The sequence below is a fragment of the Pseudomonas sp. TE3899 genome (assembly GCF_056279105.1).
Genome location: NZ_JBWBQR010000001.1, coordinates 5,597,504 through 5,616,846, shown reverse-complemented (window position 1 = coordinate 5,616,846; position 19,343 = coordinate 5,597,504). Strand labels below are relative to the sequence as shown.

The window sequence follows — 19,343 nt, the reverse complement described above, 5'->3', positions numbered from 1 at the left end:
TCACTGACGCTCATTAAGGTGACTGCAAAAACCCGCAGGGAGCCTGATGTGAGCCTATTAGAAGAAAACCAACCCACCGACCTGGAAAAAATGGTCGGCCTCAGCCGTCGTGGCTTCATCAGCGCCGGCGCCCTCTGCGGTGCGGCGATGTTCCTCGGCGGCAACCTGCTGAGCCGCAGCGTGCTGGCCGCCAGTGTCAGCGCCGGCTCCAGCAAACTGCTGGGCTTCAACAGCATCGCCGCCGCCACGACCGACACCATCACCCTGCCACCAGGTTACAAATCCTCGGTGTTGATCAGTTGGGGCCAGCCGCTGCAAAAGAACGGGCCGGCCTTCGATCCCAGCGGCAACGGCACCGCCCAGGCCCAGGAAGTCCAGTTCGGCGACAACAACGACGGCATGAGCCTGTTTGAGTTTCCCGGCGACAAAGACCGGGCGCTGATGGCGATCAACAACGAATACACCAACTACCGCTACCTCTACCCCCACGGCGGCATGCCGCAATCGGCGGAAGATGTGCGTAAAGCACTGGCCTGTGAAGGTGTTTCGGTGATTGAAGTGCAGCGTCGCCGTGGCCAGTGGGAATTCGTCCAGGGCTCGCGCTACAACCGACGCATTCACGGTAACTCGACATTGCGCTTCGGCGGCCCGGCCGCCGGACACGAATTGCTCAAGACCAGCGCCGACAAGCACGGCAAGAAAGTCCTCGGCACCTTCCAGAACTGCGCCAACGGCAAGACGCCATGGGGCACCTACCTGACCTGCGAAGAAAACTTCACTGATTGCTTCGGTAGCAGCAATGCCGAGCAAAAATTCGATGCCGCGCAAAAACGCTACGGCGCCGTGGCCGCCAGTAAAGAAATCAATTGGCACCCACACGACCCGCGTTTCGACCTGGCGAAGAACCCCAATGAGCTCAACCGTCACGGCTGGGTGGTGGAAATCGACCCGTTCGACCCGCAATCGACCCCGGTCAAGCGCACCGCCCTGGGTCGCTTCAAGCATGAAAACGCCGCCCTGGCCGAAACCAGTGACGGGCGCGCCGTGGTCTACATGGGCGACGATGAACGTGGCGAGTTCATCTACAAATTCGTCAGCCGCGACAGGATCAATCACCGCAACCCCAAGGCCAACCGCGACCTGCTGGACCACGGCACGTTATACGTCGCGCGTTTCGACGCGGGTGACGGCAATGCCGATCACCCGAAAGGCCAGGGCCAGTGGATCGAGCTGACCCACGGCAAAAACGGCATCGACGCCAGCAGCGGCTTTGCCGATCAGGCCGAAGTGCTGATTCACGCGCGCCTCGCCGCCAGCGTGGTCAATGCCACGCGCATGGACCGCCCGGAATGGATCGTCGTCAGCCCCAAGGATGGCCAGGTTTATTGCACCCTGACCAACAACGCCAAGCGCGGCGAAGAAGGCCAACCGGTCGGCGGGCCAAATCCACGGGAGAAGAACGTCTACGGGCAGATCCTGCGCTGGCGTACCGACCGTGACGATCACGGCTCGAAAAGCTTTGCCTGGGATCTGTTTGTGGTCGCCGGTAATCCGGGGGTGCACGCCGGCACGCCGAAGGGCGGGTCGTCGAACATCACCCCGCAGAACATGTTCAACAGCCCGGACGGTTTGGGCTTCGACAAGGCCGGGCGCTTGTGGATTCTCACCGATGGCGATTCGAGCAATGCCGGAGACTTCGCGGGCATGGGCAATAACCAGATGCTCTGCGCCGACCCGGTGACCGGGGAAATCCGTCGGTTCATGGTCGGGCCGATTGGTTGCGAAGTGACGGGGATCAGCTTTTCGCCGGACCAGAAAACCCTGTTCGTCGGGATTCAGCACCCGGGGGAAAACGGTGGGTCGACGTTCCCTGAGCATTTGCCCAATGGCAAGCCGCGGTCTTCGGTGATGGCCATTTCTCGGGAAGATGGCGGGGTTGTCGGCGCCTGATAGGCCCTCTTCGCGGGCAAGCCTCGCGCCTACAGGTCGTCATGATCGTTCCCACGCTCTGCGTGGGAATGCAGCCCGGGACGCTCCGCGTCCCACAAGCGGACGCGGAGCGTCCGGTGAGGCATTCCCACGCAGAGCGTGGGAACGATCCCCTAAAGAAGCCCCGTCTGCGCTACCATGCTTGGCCGGACGCGGCAGCCTGCTGCGCGCAGGAGTCAGCATGGCCCACCCGTTTGCAACCCTCACCCCAGACCTCGTCCTCGATGCCGTCGAAAGCATCGGCTTTCTCAGCGACGCGCGCATTCTGGCGCTCAACAGCTACGAAAACCGCGTCTATCAAGTCGGCATCGAAGACTCCGAGCCGCTGATCGCCAAGTTCTACCGCCCGCAACGCTGGACCAACGAAGCGATCCTCGAAGAACACCAATTCACCTTCGAACTCGCCGAATGCGATGTGCCGGTGGTCGCGCCAATGATTCACAACGGCGCCAGCCTGCACGAACACGCCGGGTTCCGCTTCACCCTGTTCCCCCGCCGTGGCGGCCGCGCGCCGGAGCCGGGCAATCTGGATCAACTGTATCGCCTGGGCCAATTGCTCGGGCGCCTGCACGCCGTGGGCGCGACCAAGCCGTTCGAGCACCGCGAAGCACTGGGCGTGAAGAACTTCGGCCACGATTCGCTGAACACTTTGCTTGAAGGCAATTTCGTCCCCAAGAGCCTACTGCCGGCCTACGAGTCCGTGGCCCGCGACCTGCTCAAGCGAGTCGAAGAGGTCTACAAGGCGACGCCGCACCAGAACATCCGCATGCACGGCGACTGCCACCCCGGCAACATGATGTGCCGCGACGAGATGTTCCACATCGTCGACCTCGACGACTGCCGCATGGGCCCGGCGGTGCAAGACATCTGGATGATGCTCGCCGGGGATCGTCAGGAATGTCTCGGCCAGTTATCGGAATTGATGGACGGCTACAACGAGTTTCACGACTTCGACCCACGGGAATTGGCGCTCATCGAACCGTTGCGGGCATTACGCCTGATGCACTACAGCGCCTGGCTCGCCCGGCGCTGGGACGACCCGGCGTTCCCCCACAGCTTTCCTTGGTTTGGTAGCGAGCGGTATTGGGGCGATCAGGTACTGGCGTTGCGTGAGCAGTTGTCGGCGCTCAACGAAGAACCCCTGAAACTCTTCTAAACGCCGCAACCCCTGTAGGAGCGAGGCTTGCCCGCGAAGAACGATAACGCGATACATCAGACAGACCGCGTCATCGTTCTTCGCGGGCAAGCCTCGCTCCTACAAAAAACGAAACACATCTATACAATCCCCCCTTTGTTAGCTGCCTAAGCAAGGACTCTGCATGCAAGCCGCCAACCCGCGTCGCGGGTACATCCTGGGCCTGAGTGCCTACATCATCTGGGGACTTTTCCCGCTCTACTTCAAAGCCATCGCCTCGGTGCCGGCTGTAGAAATCATCATCCACCGGGTGCTCTGGTCCGCGCTGTTTGGCGGTTTGCTGCTGATGGTCTGGAAGCATCCGGGCTGGTGGCAGGAGCTGCGCAACAACCCCAAACGCCTCGCGGTCCTGGCCCTGAGCGGCACGCTGATCGCCGCCAACTGGCTGACTTACGTGTGGTCGGTAAACAACGGTCGCATGCTCGAAGCCAGCCTCGGTTACTACATCAACCCGCTGGTGAACGTGTTGCTGGGGATGCTGATCCTCGGCGAGCGCTTGCGGCGCATGCAATGGCTGGCGGTGGGTCTGGCGGCGGTAGGCGTGGCGCAGCAGGTGTGGCAAGTCGGCAGTTTGCCGTGGGTGTCGCTGGTGCTGGCGCTGACCTTCGGCTTCTACGGACTGATCCGCAAACAGGCGCCAGTGAAGGCATTGCCGGGGCTGGTGGTGGAAACCTGGATGCTGGTGCCGATTGCGGTCGCGTGGTTGCTGTTCAACCCGGCGGCAGCCAGTGCGCAACCGGCGTTCTGGACCACGTCCGAGGCCTGGTGGCTGGTGGCCGCCGGCCCGGTAACGCTGGTGCCGCTGGTGTGTTTCAACGCCGCCGCACGGCATTTGCCCTACACCACGTTGGGATTTCTCCAGTACCTGGCGCCGACGCTGGTGTTGCTGCAAGCCGTGCTGCTGTTTGACGAACACTTGTCGTCCAGCACCCTGGTGGCATTTATCTTTATCTGGGCCGGCCTGGCGATTTACAGCGTCGATGCCGTGATCAGCATGCGCCGTCGCAGCTGATCAGAAAACGCACAAACCTCTACAGGCCATGTTCTGCGTGGCCTGCATCAATCCTTCCCAAGGTTATCCACAGCGTGATCCCCGCCGTTTGTGCGCAACTTGTTGAAACTGATGGTTTTTTGATCAGAACCTGAAAAGCCCCGGCCGGCGTGGCCTGGCGGGGTGTCTCTACAGGTTATCCACAGGCAGGTGCACGTATAACTTGGATAACCCTGCGTCAGGGTTCGCTGCGCAGCACCAATTCAACCATCAAGTCGTCGGCCAGGGTTTCCAGCCGCGATTGCAGCACGTCCAGAGACAGGGTCAGCGGCACCGCGAGAATGGCTTCGGCGTGAAACAGCGGCTCGCTGCTCATTGGCGCCGGACGTACTTCCGTGACCAGACGTTCCAGGTTCACCCCCTGCTCGCTCAACAAACGCGTGATATCGCGCACAATCCCCGGCCGATCATTGCCCACCAGCTCCATCGCTATCGGCTTCCAGGTGCAGGATTGCTCGATACCGCTTTCCGCGATCAATACGCGAATGCCATGGGCCGACAACGCCTGTAGGGCATCGACCAATTCGTCGTAGGCTTCCGCCGGCACACCCACCCGAAGAATCCCGGCGAACTGCCCGGCCATGCGCGACATGCGGCTTTCCAGCCAGTTACCGCCGTGCTCGGCGATGCATTGGGCAATGCGCTCGACCTGCCCTGCCTTGTCCGGTGCGAATACGGTGAGTACGAGGTGGTCCATGGCGCAGTCCTCTTTTGTTATTGAAAAAGAAGTATAGGCAAGGGCTGGTTCTGCGCAGAATGGGCTGACGCCTTCGCGGGCAAGCCTCGCTCCTACAGGGATCGCGCAAAACCTTGTAGGAGCGAAGCTTGCCCGCGAATGGCCCACCACCAATGAGCCTGCCAAATACAAATCGTGTACAAGTTTTTATATTTAACTGGAACAATCCAATACTTTTTTGAGAACATCCCGTTCCCCGACATGACTGCAATGCGTCATGGGGTCGCAGAACGACGTAATTAGTCTAATTTTCACAAGCGCAATTCATCATGTAGTATGCCGCAGCGCGCACTACATAACGTTGGATCGATGTCTGCCACCGGCATACTCGCAACCCTGAAAGCCCCGTCAGCAAGGCCTCCAAGCCGTTGATTGGACCGAACCCAGCCGCCCGCAAGGGCATGTACTGGCGGACGGGTTTGTGGTTTAAATGGCCAGAGGCTTCATTGTCAAAATTGAAGAGCTGAAAAGCGAAATAGCTGAGCAGAGTGAGGCAAGCAATGACTGAACACGTTCAAGTCGGTGGCCTGCAGGTCGCCAAAGTCCTGTTCGACTTCGTGAACAACGAAGCCATTCCCGGTACCGGCCTCACCGCCGATAAGTTCTGGGCCGGTGCCGACAAGGTCATTCATGACCTGGCGCCGAAGAACAAAGCCCTACTCGCCAAACGCGATGATTTCCAGGCTCGTATCGACGGCTGGCACCAGGCCCGTGCCGGTCAGGCCCACGACGCCGTGGCTTATAAAGCCTTCTTGCAAGACATCGGTTATCTGCTGCCAGAAGCGGCCGATTTCCAGGCAACGACGCAAAACGTCGATGACGAAATCGCCCGCATGGCCGGCCCGCAACTCGTGGTGCCGGTGATGAACGCGCGCTTCGCGCTCAACGCCTCGAACGCCCGCTGGGGTTCGCTGTACGACGCGCTCTACGGCACCGACGCGATCAGCGAAGCGGACGGCGCGGAAAAAGGCAAAGGCTACAACAAGGTGCGCGGCGACAAGGTCATCGCCTTCGCCCGTGCCTTCCTCGACGAAGCGGCGCCTTTGGCGGCCGGCACTCACGTCGACTCCACCGCCTACAAAATCATCGACGGCAAACTGGTGGTCACCCTTAAAGGTGGCAGCAACACCGGCCTGCGCAACGATGCCCAGTTGATCGGTTTCCACGGTGACGCCGCCGCGCCAACCGCGATCCTGCTGAAGAACAACGGCCTGCATTTCGAAATCCAGGTCGACGCCAGCACCCCGGTCGGCCAGACCGACGCAGCCGGCGTCAAAGACATCCTGATGGAAGCCGCGCTGACCACCATCATGGACTGCGAAGACTCCGTCGCCGCCGTCGATGCCGATGACAAAGTGGTGATCTACCGCAACTGGCTCGGCCTGATGAAGGGCGACCTGTCGGAAGAAGTCTCCAAGGGCGGCAAGACCTTTACCCGCACCATGAACGCCGATCGCACTTACACCGGTATCGACGGTAAAGAATTGAGCCTGCACGGTCGTTCACTGTTGTTCGTGCGTAACGTTGGCCACTTGATGACCATCGACGCAATCCTCGACAACCAAGGCAACGAAGTGCCGGAAGGCATTCTCGACGGCCTGGTGACGTCCCTGGCGGCGATCCACAGCCTCAACGGCCACAACTCGCGCAAGAACAGCCGCACGGGTTCGGTCTATATCGTGAAGCCGAAGATGCACGGCCCGGAAGAAGCGGCGTTCACCAACGAGCTGTTCGGGCGCATCGAAGACGTGCTCGACCTGCCACGCAATACGCTGAAAGTCGGGATCATGGACGAGGAGCGCCGCACCACGGTCAACCTCAAGGCCTGCATCAAGGCCGCCAGCGAGCGCGTGGTGTTCATCAACACCGGTTTCCTCGACCGCACCGGCGATGAAATCCACACCTCCATGGAAGCCGGCCCGATGGTGCGCAAGGCTGACATGAAGGCCGAGAAGTGGATCGGCGCCTACGAAAACTGGAACGTCGATATCGGCTTGAGCACCGGCCTGCAAGGTCGCGCCCAGATCGGTAAAGGCATGTGGGCCATGCCCGACCTGATGGCGGCGATGCTCGAACAGAAAATCGCTCACCCACTGGCCGGCGCCAACACCGCTTGGGTGCCCTCGCCGACCGCCGCTGCGTTGCACGCGCTGCACTACCACAAGGTTGACGTGTTCGCCCGTCAGGCCGAACTGGCCAAACGTGCCCGCGCTTCGGTGGACGACATCCTGACCATCCCGCTGGCCGTCAATCCGAACTGGACGCCCGAGCAGATCAAGAACGAACTGGACAACAACGCCCAGGGCATTCTCGGTTATGTGGTGCGCTGGATCGACCAGGGCGTGGGTTGTTCGAAAGTGCCGGACATCAATGACGTCGGCCTGATGGAAGACCGCGCAACGCTGCGCATTTCCAGCCAGCACATCGCCAACTGGCTGCGTCATGGCATCGTGACTGAAGATCAGGTGATGGAAAGCCTCAAGCGCATGGCGCCGGTGGTTGACCGTCAAAACGCCAACGATGCGCTGTACCGTCCGCTGGCACCGAACTTCGACAGCAACATCGCCTTCCAGGCCGCGGTCGAACTGGTGATCGAAGGCACGAAGCAGCCAAACGGCTATACCGAGCCAGTGCTGCACCGTCGTCGTCGCGAGTTCAAGGCTGCCAATGGCTTGTAACTGAGCGTTGATGCCGCACAAAAAAAGGCCCTGATCTTTCGATCAGGGCCTTTTTTCATGGGCGAGCGCAATCTCCTGTGGCGAGGGAGCTTGCTCCCGCTCGGCTGCGCAGCAGTCGTAAAACCAGAAAACGAGGTGTGTCAGGAGTGCCGGGATTGGGGCTGCTTCGCAGCCCAGCGGGAGCAAGCTCCCTCGCCACAAAATGCGCCTCAATCCTGAAGTCTGTGTCAGGGCTCCATCCCCAACTCATGCTTGACCAACACCAGCAACTTGCCGGTATCAATCGGCTTGAGCAGGAAGTCCACCACGCTCAAATGCATAGCGGCAATCGCGTCTTTCACGTCGGCATCGCCGGAGACGATGATGATCGGCATCGCCGCCCGGACCGATTCACGCACCTTGCGGATCAGCTCCAAGCCGTCCACATGTCCCATCCGCAGATCGGTAATCACCAAACCGATCGCGGGCTTCTCTTCCAGCATCTTGAGTGCAGTCTCACCACTGGCAGCGGTCATGCACCGAATGCCGTCCAGACCGAGGATCTCCGACAACAGCTCCCTGGCATCCTTATCGTCATCAACGATCAACACCCGCTGAGGCGGCAGATCAGGTTCCAGCATGATCGCACTGAGCGCCTCGCGCTCGGCGTCACTCAAAATATCGTGGTCGGACATGGCTTTCTCTACGTTTTCAATTCAATCCCCTAGCACAGTGGTCAGACATCGCTAAGCAGAGCTTCAATGTGCACTTCGTCGGATATTTTGCCTAGAGGAAAAATGAGACGTTTTCCCACTATGGGTGTAGGGCATATCCCAAATATAGCCAAAAGCACCGACTACCTAGACTTACGTCCAATGGGCACCCCGCGCACGGGGGCCGACCATGGCTGAACGATCCGACAACAACAATTCAAAAAAGACTGCGGTAATAGTTATGAGTAAAGCGGATGCCTTCACCCAGGCAGGGAAAACCGCGGTATTGCAGAACATCCAGGGCACTCTGCAATTCCTCCAGCGCTTCCCGCCCTTCAATCAGATGGAACACGCCCACCTGGCCTACCTGGTGGAGCAATGCCAGCTGCGTTTCTACGGTCCCGGCGAGAGCATCATCAAGCCTGCCGACGGCCCGGTTGAACACTTCTACATCGTCAAACAGGGCCGGGTCGTCGGGGAACGCCCGCACACGGCCAAGGGCGGCACCGAAACCACCTTCGAGATCACCACCGGCGAGTGCTTCCCTCTCGCCGCGTTGCTGGGGGAACGGGCGACCCGCACCGAGCACCTCGCCGCCGAAGATACGTTCTGCCTGCAACTGAACAAACTGGCCTTCATCAAGCTGTTCGCCCTCTCCAACACGTTCCGCGACTTCGCCCTGCGCGGGGTCAGCAGCCTGTTGGACCAGGTCAATCAGCAGGTCCAGCAAAAAGCCGTGGAAACCCTCGGCACGCAATATTCCCTGAACACCCGACTCGGCGAACTGGCAATGCGTCACCCGGTGACGTGCAGCCCGACTACCCCGCTGCGCGAAGCCGTGACCCTGATGCATGAGCAGCAGGTCGGCAGCATCGTGATCGTCGACGAACACAAGGCGCCGCTGGGGATTTTCACCCTGCGCGATTTACGCCATGTGGTGGCCCAAGGCACCAACGATTTCAACGAAGTCATCGAACGGCACATGACCCGGGCACCCTTTTTCCTGACCCCGGACCACAGCGCCTTCGACGCGGCGATCGCCATGACCGAGCGGCACATCGCCCACGTCTGCCTGGTCAAGGAGCAGCGCCTGTGCGGCGTGGTGTCCGAGCGGGATCTGTTTTCCCTGCAACGGGTCGATCTGGTGCATCTGGCGCGGACCATCCGTAGCGCACAGAAAGTCGACAACCTGGTGGCGATGCGCGGCGAGATCGGCCAATTGGTGGAGCGTATGCTTGCCCACGGCGCGTCCTCAACCCAGATCACCCACATCATTACCCTGCTCAACGACCACACCGTGTCTCGCGTAATCGAGTTGACCCTCGCCGAGAAAGGCGACCCCGGCATTCCATTCAGTTGGCTGTGCTTCGGCAGCGAAGGCCGCCGCGAGCAGACCCTGCACACCGATCAGGACAACGGCATTCTGTTCGAAGCCCGGGACGCGGCGCATGCCGCCGAGATTCGCGGCAAGCTGTTGCCCATCGCCCAGCAGATCAACCACAGCCTGGCGCTGTGCGGCTTTACCCTGTGCAAGGGCAACATCATGGCCGGCAACCCCGAGCTGTGTTTGTCCCGGGCCGAATGGGCGCGGCGCTTTGCGGCGTTCATCCGCGAGGCGACGCCGGAGAATCTGTTGGGTTCGAGCATCTACTTCGACTTGCGGGTGGTCTGGGGCGACGAGCAAGGCTGCGAGCAACTGCGTCGAGGGATTCTCGATCAGGTGGCGGACAACCGTTTGTTCCAGCGGATGATGGCCGAGAACGCGTTGCGCAACCGTCCGCCCGTAGGACGATTCCGCGAGTTCGTGCTGGCGCGCAAGAATGGCGAGAAAGCCACGCTGGACCTGAAAGTCCAGGGCCTCACGCCTTTCGTCGACGGCGCCCGCTTGCTGGCTCTGGCCAATGGCATCGAAGCCAACAACACCCAGGAGCGCTTCCGGCAACTGGTGGAAAAAGAAGTCATCGATCGGCTGGACGGCGCAGCGTACGAAGAGGCCTATCACTTCATTCAGCAAACCCGCATGCAGCAACATCAGCTACAGACCCGGGAGAACTTGCCCTACTCCAACCGCGTCGATCCCGACAGCCTCAATCATCTGGACCGCCGTATCCTGCGTGAATCCCTGCGCCAGGCCCAACGCCTGCAAAGCAGCCTGACCCTGCGGTATCAGCTATGAGCCTGTTTTCATGGTTGCGCCCGGCGACGCCGCTGTTGCCGGAGGATCTGCAACTGCGTTTGCAGCGCTTGCCGACCGGCGCTGAGCTACGTGAATGCAGCCTGCGCGAGCAGCGCTGGGTGGTGCTGGACCTGGAAACCACCGGGCTGAACCTGAACAAGGATCGGGTGCTGTCCATCGGCGCGGTGGTGATCGAGGACGGGGCGATCGATTTCAGCCAGCAGTTCGAACGCACCCTGCAATGCGTTGATATGAAATTGGCGCCGAGCATGTTGATTCACGGCCTGGGCCCGAGCGCGATTGCCGCTGGCAGCGACCCGGCCGAGGCGTTGCTGGAGTTCATGGAGTTCCTGGGGGACAGTCCGGTGCTGGCGTTTCATGCGCCGTTCGATCAGCACATGCTTGGGCGGGCGCTGAAAGATCATCTGGGCTACAAGTTGCAGCATCCGTTTCTGGATGTAGCCGACATCGCCCCGCTGCTCTGCCCGCAGGCGAATATCCGCGAGGCGGGGCTGGATGAGTGGATCGACTGGTTCAAGCTTGAAGTCTTTGAACGGCATAACGCCAGTGCCGATGCGTTGGCCACGGCGGAACTGGCGCTGATTTTGTTCAGCCGGGCGCGGCAGCAGCAGATTCATAGCCCGTTGAATCTGCAGCAGCGGATCAGCCAGTGGAAGCGGCGGCAGCGGGCGCCATCGTTCTGAATCGGCGGCGTCTGTTCTGGCGCCATCGCGGGCAAGCCTTGCTTCTACGGGTTCGAGTCGGACGCGAAATGGACGACGACACAAAACCTGTAGGAGCAAGGCTTGCCCGCGAAGAACGATAACGCGGTCTAACTGAATGCCCCGCTGCGGTCTCCCGACCAGCGTTAATTGCTTACCTCCCCCGCCTCTGCCACAATCGCGAACAATTCTCGTTAGTTAACACTTCCCAATCGGTGATGCTACGTGTCGTCAGTCCAAGGCCCCCACAGTGAGCTCGTTGGTGCGTTATATCGCGACCATCGCGGTTGGCTATTGGCCTGGCTGCGCCGCAATGTGGCCTGTCCGCAACGGGCCGAGGACCTGAGCCAGGACACCTTTGTCCGCCTGCTCGGTCGTGACGAACTCAAGGAACCGCGCGAACCCCGGGCGTTCCTGGTGGCCATCGCCAAGGGCCTGTTGTTCGACTATTTCCGTCGCGCCGCGCTGGAACAGGCCTACCTCACCGAGTTGATGCTCATCCCCGAGGGCGAACAGCCGTCGGTGGAAGAGCAGCAAATGATCCTCGAAGACCTCAAGGCCATCGACCGCTTGCTCGGCAAACTGTCGAGCAAGGCCCGGGCCGCCTTCCTTTATAACCGCCTCGATGGCCTGACCCACGCCGAAATCGCCGAGAAACTCGGGGTCTCGGTGCCTCGTGTGCGGCAGTACCTGGCCCAGGGCATTCGCCAGTGCTACATCGCGCTGTACGGTGAGCCGGTATGAGCCCGGTCAGCTCCAAACCGGTGTCGGCCCAGGTGCTGGATGCGGCGATTGCCTGGCAGCTGTCCCTGGATTCCAGCAGCCCGATCGAGCGCGAAGAGTTCGCCAAATGGCACGCCGCCCACGAAGAACACGCCCGCGCCTGGCGCCAACTGGGCATGCTCGACCAGCGCTTCAGCGTCGCCAGCGGCCCGGCCCGCACCGCGTTGCTGCAATCGCGCGAAAGCATTCGGCGGCGGGTGCGCAAGCTCGGTAGCGGTTTGGCCAGCGTTGTCGCGGTGATCGGTTTGGCGCTGTTCGCCGGTGATCGCTACCTGCCTGTCGACTATTGGCTCGCCGACCAGCGCACCGCCACCGGCGAGCAGCGCACCCTGCGCCTGGCTGACGGCACGGTGATCAACCTCAACACCCACAGCGCCGTGGATGTGCGCTTCGATGAGAAGCAGCGGCGGATCATCCTTCAGGAGGGCGAGATCCTCGTCGAAACCGGCCACGGCGATGCCCGGCCGTTTATCGTTGAAACCCGCGAAGGCAGCATGCGCGCCTTGGGCACGCGGTTCCTGGTCAAGCGCGAAGAAGCAGGCACGCGGTTGAGCGTGTTGAAGTCGGCAGTGGCGGCGCATCCCGAGTCGAGCCCCGAAGAACAGATTTTGCGCGAAGGCCAGCAGGTGTTGATGCGCAGCAATGGCCTGGGCCCGATTGCCGCGCTCACCCTCGGCGCCGACGCCTGGACCCGGGGCATGTTGGTCGTCGATAACGCACGGCTGGAAGACCTGGTGCATGAACTCGGCCGCTACCGCCATGGGCATCTGGGCGTGGCGCCGGAGATTGCCGATTTGCGCATCACCGGCAGCTTCCCGTTGCACGACATCGACAAGGCGTTGAGCGCGTTGTTGCCGACCTTGCCGGTGCAGATTGAACAGCACACGGCGTGGTGGGTGACGGTGGCGAAGGCTGACGTTAAGCCCTGAGATTTTTGGCGTCTGATCTGACGCCTTCGCGGGCAAGCCTCGCTCCTACAGGGGTTGTGTCGTTCGCAGTATTACCGGTCGACACAAAACCTGTAGGAGCGAGGCTTGCCCGCGAAGAGGCCAGCAGCCCCACCACAAATCCTGAATCGAAATTATTTTCATCCACCCCTATCACTTTTGCATTCTCGTCCGGCACCTAGGCAATTGAGAAATATTTCCATTCAGGAGCCGCTGTATGTCCCGTTCGCTCGACACCTTGTTGCGCCCCAGTTTGCTGGCGGTTGCCATTGCCCTTTGTGCCCCCCTGGCCAGCAGCCAACTGATCGCCGCTGAACAGGTGTCGAGCGTTCGCGCCTACAACCTGCCGGCCGCGCCATTGGCCAGCACCCTGAACCAGATCGCCAGCCAGGCCGGCCTCGCACTGTCGTTGAATCCGTCGTTGGCAGCGGGCAAGACCTCGGCACCGGTCAACGGCCAGTTCGACGCCACTGCGGCCCTACGTGAAGCCTTGCGCGGCACCGGTCTGCAACTGGAACAGAGCAACACCGGCACCTACAGCCTGGTGGCCGTGCCCGAGGGCGTGATGGCCTTGCCGGAAACTGCCGTCATTGGTGTGGAGAACACAGAAAGTGCCTGGGGCCCGGTCGAGGGTTACGTCGCCACCCGCACCGCTGCCGGCACCAAGACCGACACCGCACTGGTCGAAGCACCGCGTTCGATTTCGGTCGCGACCCGTCAGCAGATGGACGACCGCAAGGTACAGAACCTCGACGACGCCGTGCGCTACATGCCTGGCATCACCGCCAGCAGCTACGGCAGCGACACCCGAGCCGACTGGTTGCGGGTACGCGGTTTCGAGCCGACCCAGTTCCTCGACGGATTGCCGCTGCCAAAAGGCGTGTACGCCAACCCGAAACAGGAAACCTGGAACCTTGACCGCCTCGCCCTGCTGCGTGGTCCGGCCTCTTCGGTTTACGGCCAGACCCCGCCGGGCGGCCTGCTGGACATGGTCAGCCGCCGTCCAAGCGACGTGACCAGCAGCGAAATCCAACTGCAATACGGCAGTGACAACCACCGTCAGATCAACTTCGCCAGCACCGGCAAGATCGACGACGCGGGCCAGTTCCTTTATGGCATCAGCGGCGTGGTACGTGACAGCGATACGCAGATCGACCACATCGAAAACAAGCGCTACAACATCGCGCCGAGCCTGACCTGGAACATCGACGAAGACACCAGGTTCACCCTGCTGTCCCAGTTCACTCGCGACGATACCGGCATCACTAGCCAGTTCCTGCCAATTCAAGGCACCAAGATCCGTTCCCCGCTCGGCGATATTTCCCATCACAAAAACCTCGGTGACCCGGACTGGGAATACTACGACCGCACTTATTACGCACTGGGCTATGCGTTTGAACACCGCATCAACGATGTCTGGCAGTTCAAGCAAAACCTGCGCTACACCAAATCCGACCTGTCCTTCCAGGCCCTCACCGTCGGTGCTTTTGAATTCAACCCTGTCGATGCCAATGGCAACGTTGGCCGCACCAGTACCTCCGTCGACGAAGACATCAGCCAATTCGCGGTGGATAATAACTTTCAGGCCGACTTCGCCACGGGCGATGTCCGCCATACCCTGCTGTTGGGTCTGGATCACCAACGCAGCAACACCAATTACACCTCGATTTTCGGCGACGGCCTGAAGACCAACGTCAACAACCCGATCTACGGCCAGCCGATCGTTCGTCCTGCGCGCTCCACTGCGTTCTATGACTACGACCAGAAGACCTATCAAACCGGCCTGTACGTGCAGGACCAGATGGCGCTCGACCAATGGCGCCTGACCCTCGGCGGTCGTGAAGACTGGGTACACACCGGTACCCAATTCCTCAACAAGGCCGATGCGACCAACACCCAGCGCGACAAGAACTTCAGTGGCAACGCGGCCCTGAGCTACGTGTTTGATTCGGGCTTCGTACCGTACATTTCTTACGCCGAATCCTTCCAGCCCACGTCCGGCGCCGATGCCTCTTCCACGGGCTCGCTGAAACCGACCGAAGGCAAACAATGGGAAATGGGCGTCAAGTACCAGCCACCGGGCAGCAAGACCCTGCTTACCGCGGCAGTGTATGACCTGACCCAGAAGAACGTCGCCGTAACCACCACCGTCGGCAACACGCCGATCACCAGCCAGACCGGCGAAGTGAAAGTCAAAGGCCTGGAACTGGAAGCAGTTTCTGACCTTACCGACAACCTGAAAGTGATCGCCGCCTACACCCTGGCCAAGTCCGAAGTGCAAAAAGGCGATTTCAAAGGCAATCGCCTGCAACTGATGCCAAACCAGCAAGCCTCGCTGTGGACCGATTACACCTGGCACACCGGCGTGCTCGACGGCTTCGGTATCGGCGGCGGCGTGCGTTACACCGGCAACACTTACGGCGACCAGGCCAACACCTGGCTGGGCAAGGCGGATGCCTACACCGTATTCGATGCCGCCGTGCATTACGATTTGGGCCGTCTGGATAACAGCCTCAAGGGCGCGTCGCTGGCACTCAACGCCACCAACCTGTTCGACAAGGACTACATGTCCACCTGCGACAGTTACAACTGCTACTACGGCGACCAGCGCAGTGTCATCGCCAGCGCCACTTACAAGTGGTAATTGCCTGAGCTGATAGCTCCAAGACCAAGCCGTCCTTCAAGGACGGCTTTGGTATTTCTGAAGGCCATGAAATGAAAAGTAAAACAATTCGCCGCTGGTCCTGCATCCACACCTGGACCAGCCTGATTTGCACGGTGTTCCTGCTGATGCTCGCACTGACCGGCCTGCCGTTGATCTTCCACCACGAGATCGACCATTTGCTGGGGGATGCCGCCGAGTTGAAGGTCATGCCGGCGGACACCCCACAGCTGAATTTGCAACAGTTGGTGGCCGCCGCCGAGCAGCATCGGCCAGGCGACGTCATGCAGTACTTTGGTTACGACGATGAAGACACCAACGGCGTGATCGCGATCATGGCGAAAACCGCCGGCACCGAGCCCAACTCGTCCCACACCTTCATGCTCGATGCCCGCACCGGCGAAGCGCTGGAGATGCCGTCGGCCAACGGCGGGCTGATGATGGTGATGTTGCGCCTGCACGTGGACATGTTCGCCGGGCTGCCGGGCAAATTGCTGCTGGCGTTCATGGGCATCATGTTTGTCGCGGCGATTGTGTCCGGAACGGTGCTGTATCTGCCGTTCATGCGTCGCTTGAAATTCGCCACCGTGCGCCAGGACAAATCCACCCGCCTGCGCTGGCTCGACCTGCACAACCTGATTGGCGTGGTGACCCTGACCTGGGCCTTGGTGGTTGGCGTGACAGGCGTGATCAGCGCCTGCGCCGACTTGCTGATCGCCGCCTGGCGCAACGACAGCCTGAGCGCGATGGTCGCACCCTATCGCGATGCGCCGCCGCTGACGCAACTGGCACCCGCCACGCGACTGCTCGATATTGCCAAGGAAGTCGCGCCGGGCATGCAGCCGGACTTCATCGCCTTCCCCGGCACGCGTTTCTCCAGCGAACACCATTACGCGGTGTTCATGAAAGGCAGCACGCACCTGACCTCGCACCTGCTGACCCCGGTGCTGATCGACGCCAGCACCCTGCAAGTCACGGCCGTGGCCGAGCGTCCGTGGTACATGGACGCCATGGGCATGTCACAGCCGCTGCACTTCGGGGATTACGGCGGCATGCCGATGAAAATCCTCTGGGCGACCCTGGATGTGCTGACCATCATCGTGCTCGGCAGCGGGGTGTATTTGTGGGTGGTGCGGCGCAAAGCGGCGAAGCCAGTGCTCGATAAAGCGGAGCGTGCGGCATGAAGCCCCGACAGCCGAACTTCTGGAAAGTCTTCGCCACGCCGACGGTAATCGCATTGCTCAGCGCGGCCGGGTTGTTTTCCGCGCTGCTGGGGGATGGCGTGTGGGATGCGTTGAGCTGGCTGGGCCTGGGCATCCCTGCGGCCCTGGCCCTGCGCGGGTTGCTGCAACGGCAGTAAAAACCTTTCACCTTGAGCTATCGGGGCAACACGCTATGCTGCCCGGCATTGCCACCGATCGAGACGCTGCCATGTCCGCCCCGAGCATGACCCTGTTCCACAACCCCGCTTCGCCCTTTGTTCGCAAAGTCACGGTGCTGCTGCACGAGACCGGCCAGACCGACCGCGTGGCCCTGCAACTCAGCCAGTTGACGCCGGTCAGCCCGGACCTGGCGCTGTGCGAAGACAACCCGCTGGGCAAGATCCCGGCCCTGCGCCTGGCCGATGGCAACGTCATCCATGACAGCCGGGTGATCCTCGATTACCTCGATCACCAGCACGTCGGCAATCCGCTGATCCCGCGTGACGGCCCGGCCCGCTGGCGGCGCCTGACCCTGGCCTCCCTGGCTGACGGGATCATGGACGCTGCGGTGATGATTCGTTACGAACAAGCCCTGCGCGCGCCGGAGAAACACTGGGAGCAATGGCTCGATGGCCAGCGCGAGAAGATTCGCCGTGCCTTGGCCGTGTTGGAAGCGGAGGCGATTGCCGAGCTGACCAGTCATTTCGATGTGGCGGCGATCAGCGTGGCGTGTGCCTTGGGCTACCTCGACCTGCGCCATCCCGATCTGGAATGGCGCGTGGCGAATCCGAAGCTGGGCGAGTGGTTTTTTGAGGTGAGTCAGCGGCCGTCCATGTTGGCCACGATGCCTAAGGCCTGATCTTTGCGGTGACTGATCTGCCGTCATCGCGGGCAAGCCTTGCTCCTACAGACCGCGTGTTCCTGTAGGAGCAAGGCTTGCCCGCGATGGCATCACCTCGCTCTAACGGGAACAACCCGAAAATCAGCGTCGCCAACACTTCCCCTTCCCGCTGATCCTCACGCAACCCCAACGACCGGCTCATTCCACCGCTCCCATATCAAATTCCAACGGCTTGGTGGTCTTCGCGCCGATGCCGTACCAGTCCAGTTTGCGCGTCAGCACCATGAACACCCCGAGCAAGCCGAACAGCAACAGCGAGCCCATCAACAGCGCGTAATCCTCGGCACTCAACAAGCCATAAAGCAAACCGTACAACGCCGCCAGCCCCGCCGAAAAACTCAGGCCGTGGCGCACGCTGCGCAACACGTGGCAGACGTAGAAGCCGATCAGCAGCACACAGCTACTCGCCGACAGCAGATACGCCAGGGCAAAGCCAATGTGCTCGGACAGCGACAGCAGCAACAGGTAGAAAAACGCCAGGGCCACGCCGACCAGCGCGTATTGCACCGGGTGCACCGCCAGGCTTTTCAGCACTTCGAAGAGGAAGAAGCCCGCGAAGGTCAGGACGATAAACAGCAAGGCATATTTGATCGCCCGGTCGCTTTTCAGGTACTGGTCCACCGGGTCGATGAAGCTCACGCCGAAGCTGCGAGCGTTGAACGCTTTACAGCCCGCGCCGGACGCGCAACTGTTCAACGCTTCTTGCAGGTTGGTGGAGAAAAACGAGGTTTGCCAATTGGCGGTGAAACCCTGGTCGCTGACTTCGCGCTGGGTCGGCAGGTAGTTGCCGACAAAGCTTGGGTGCGGCCAGTTGGCGGCGAACGCGACTTTGCTGGTCTTGCCCACCGGCAGCACTTGCAACTGACCGGTGCCTTGCAAGCGCAGGTCGAAACCGAAGGCCAATTCCGTGGCCTGCTTCGCATCCAGTGCCGGCAGCATGACGTGCACACCCTCCCCCAAAAAGCCCACCTGGCTACCCGGAACGAAGTCCAGGCGCTGGCCATCGAGTTCCAGTTTCAGGGCATTCTCGATGCCACGAATGTCGCTGATGCCGACCGCCAGAAAGGGCTGGTCGAATTGGTAATCCGCAAAGTCTTCCTTGATGCCCAGTTGTTCCGGGATCGAAAAATGCCCGCTGATGCGGTTGTCGGCGTGGAACAGGCGCGCTTCATAAATGCCGCGCGAGCGCAGTTCGGTCTGGACCTGGCCATCCAGTTCAAAGCGTTCCGGGAGAAAGTACAAACGCCCGCGCTCTTCACCGACGTCCTGATAACGCTCGTTGGTTTTTTCGTTGAGTTTCCAGTTGCGCACTACCTTGCGATACGGCACCACCATCAGCGGCCCGCTCAATTGCTGGCTGAAGCTGGAACTGCGGGCGATGTCTTCCAACACACCATCGCGCAATTGCTGACGGTCCTGGATCACGCCGTTGATCATCAGCAATGGAATCAGCAATAACAGAATCAGTAGGGCAATCGCCCCGAGTTTTATGGCCAGGTTACGGTTCATGGGTTCTCTCCCTGTTCGAATGAGGGAGAGTTTGGTGTCGGCGTGTGAGAGTTTTGTGGGGGGAATGTGGAGAGTGTGTGGAGACTGCTCAAACTCGGCA

15 protein-coding genes are annotated in these 19,343 nt (G+C 60.9%); 12 read left to right on the top strand and 3 right to left on the bottom strand.

What is annotated here, in order from left to right:
• Positions 1 to 48: 48 nt before the first annotated feature.
• The 3 genes from ACZ89E_RS25475 (at position 49) to rarD (ending at position 4,196) form a co-directional block, all read left to right on the top strand.
• Positions 49 to 1,950 carry a PhoX family protein gene (locus ACZ89E_RS25475; protein WP_476256674.1) on the top strand — a complete coding sequence of 634 codons (1,902 nt, stop codon included), beginning with the start codon at positions 49 to 51 and terminating at the stop codon, positions 1,948 to 1,950.
• 220 nt (positions 1,951 to 2,170) lie between these two features.
• Positions 2,171 to 3,145 carry a serine/threonine protein kinase gene (locus ACZ89E_RS25470; protein WP_054616850.1) on the top strand — a complete coding sequence of 325 codons (975 nt, stop codon included), beginning with the start codon at positions 2,171 to 2,173 and terminating at the stop codon, positions 3,143 to 3,145.
• A 163-nt stretch (positions 3,146 to 3,308) separates the two neighbouring features.
• On the top strand, positions 3,309 to 4,196 hold the full coding sequence (gene rarD / locus ACZ89E_RS25465; RefSeq protein ID WP_149659606.1) for an EamA family transporter RarD: 888 nt from the start codon (positions 3,309 to 3,311) through the stop codon (positions 4,194 to 4,196).
• 217 nt (positions 4,197 to 4,413) lie between these two features.
• On the opposite strand, the gene ACZ89E_RS25460 is transcribed toward rarD, so the two are convergent.
• Positions 4,414 to 4,932, bottom strand: coding sequence for a glycine cleavage system transcriptional repressor (locus ACZ89E_RS25460; protein WP_123410579.1), 519 nt, complete (start codon positions 4,930 to 4,932; stop codon positions 4,414 to 4,416).
• 539 nt (positions 4,933 to 5,471) lie between these two features.
• Between ACZ89E_RS25460 and ACZ89E_RS25455 the strand changes: the two genes are divergently transcribed.
• On the top strand, positions 5,472 to 7,649 hold the full coding sequence (locus tag ACZ89E_RS25455; RefSeq protein WP_476256673.1) for a malate synthase G: 2,178 nt from the start codon (positions 5,472 to 5,474) through the stop codon (positions 7,647 to 7,649).
• Positions 7,650 to 7,876: 227 nt separating this feature from the next.
• Here the strand turns inward: ACZ89E_RS25455 and ACZ89E_RS25450 are convergent, their stop codons facing one another.
• Positions 7,877 to 8,323, bottom strand: coding sequence for a response regulator (locus ACZ89E_RS25450; RefSeq protein ID WP_476256672.1), 447 nt, complete (start codon positions 8,321 to 8,323; stop codon positions 7,877 to 7,879).
• 259 nt (positions 8,324 to 8,582) lie between these two features.
• Between ACZ89E_RS25450 and ACZ89E_RS25445 the strand changes: the two genes are divergently transcribed.
• The 8 genes from ACZ89E_RS25445 to ACZ89E_RS25410 all read left to right on the top strand — a co-directional run bounded on the left by ACZ89E_RS25445 (position 8,583) and on the right by ACZ89E_RS25410 (position 17,692).
• Entirely contained in the window at positions 8,583 to 10,517 is a 1,935-nt protein-coding gene (locus ACZ89E_RS25445) for a putative nucleotidyltransferase substrate binding domain-containing protein (RefSeq protein WP_149659609.1), read from the top strand.
• Positions 10,514 to 11,221: a 3'-5' exonuclease gene (locus ACZ89E_RS25440; RefSeq protein ID WP_476256671.1), complete on the top strand. Its 708-nt coding sequence runs from the start codon at positions 10,514 to 10,516 to the stop codon at positions 11,219 to 11,221. Before ACZ89E_RS25445 ends, ACZ89E_RS25440 begins: the two co-directional genes overlap by 4 nt.
• Before the next feature lie 243 nt (positions 11,222 to 11,464).
• On the top strand, positions 11,465 to 11,983 hold the full coding sequence (locus ACZ89E_RS25435; protein WP_149659611.1) for an RNA polymerase sigma factor: 519 nt from the start codon (positions 11,465 to 11,467) through the stop codon (positions 11,981 to 11,983).
• Positions 11,980 to 12,951, top strand: coding sequence for a FecR domain-containing protein (locus ACZ89E_RS25430; RefSeq protein ID WP_476256670.1), 972 nt, complete (start codon positions 11,980 to 11,982; stop codon positions 12,949 to 12,951). Before ACZ89E_RS25435 ends, ACZ89E_RS25430 begins: the two co-directional genes overlap by 4 nt.
• A 235-nt stretch (positions 12,952 to 13,186) precedes the next feature.
• Positions 13,187 to 15,613, top strand: coding sequence for a TonB-dependent siderophore receptor (locus tag ACZ89E_RS25425; protein ID WP_476256669.1), 2,427 nt, complete (start codon positions 13,187 to 13,189; stop codon positions 15,611 to 15,613).
• 71 nt (positions 15,614 to 15,684) lie between these two features.
• Entirely contained in the window at positions 15,685 to 16,815 is a 1,131-nt protein-coding gene (locus tag ACZ89E_RS25420) for a PepSY-associated TM helix domain-containing protein (protein WP_149659614.1), read from the top strand.
• Positions 16,812 to 16,991 carry a hypothetical protein gene (locus ACZ89E_RS25415; RefSeq protein WP_476256668.1) on the top strand — a complete coding sequence of 60 codons (180 nt, stop codon included), beginning with the start codon at positions 16,812 to 16,814 and terminating at the stop codon, positions 16,989 to 16,991. The genes ACZ89E_RS25420 and ACZ89E_RS25415 overlap by 4 nt, the downstream gene beginning before the upstream one ends.
• A 71-nt stretch (positions 16,992 to 17,062) precedes the next feature.
• Entirely contained in the window at positions 17,063 to 17,692 is a 630-nt protein-coding gene (locus ACZ89E_RS25410; RefSeq protein WP_149659616.1) for a glutathione S-transferase N-terminal domain-containing protein, read from the top strand.
• A gap of 180 nt (positions 17,693 to 17,872) precedes the next feature.
• On the opposite strand, the gene creD is transcribed toward ACZ89E_RS25410, so the two are convergent.
• A complete protein-coding gene (gene creD, locus ACZ89E_RS25405; protein WP_476256667.1) occupies positions 17,873 to 19,243 on the bottom strand; it encodes a cell envelope integrity protein CreD in 1,371 nt (456 codons plus the stop codon).
• Positions 19,244 to 19,343 lie beyond the last annotated feature (100 nt).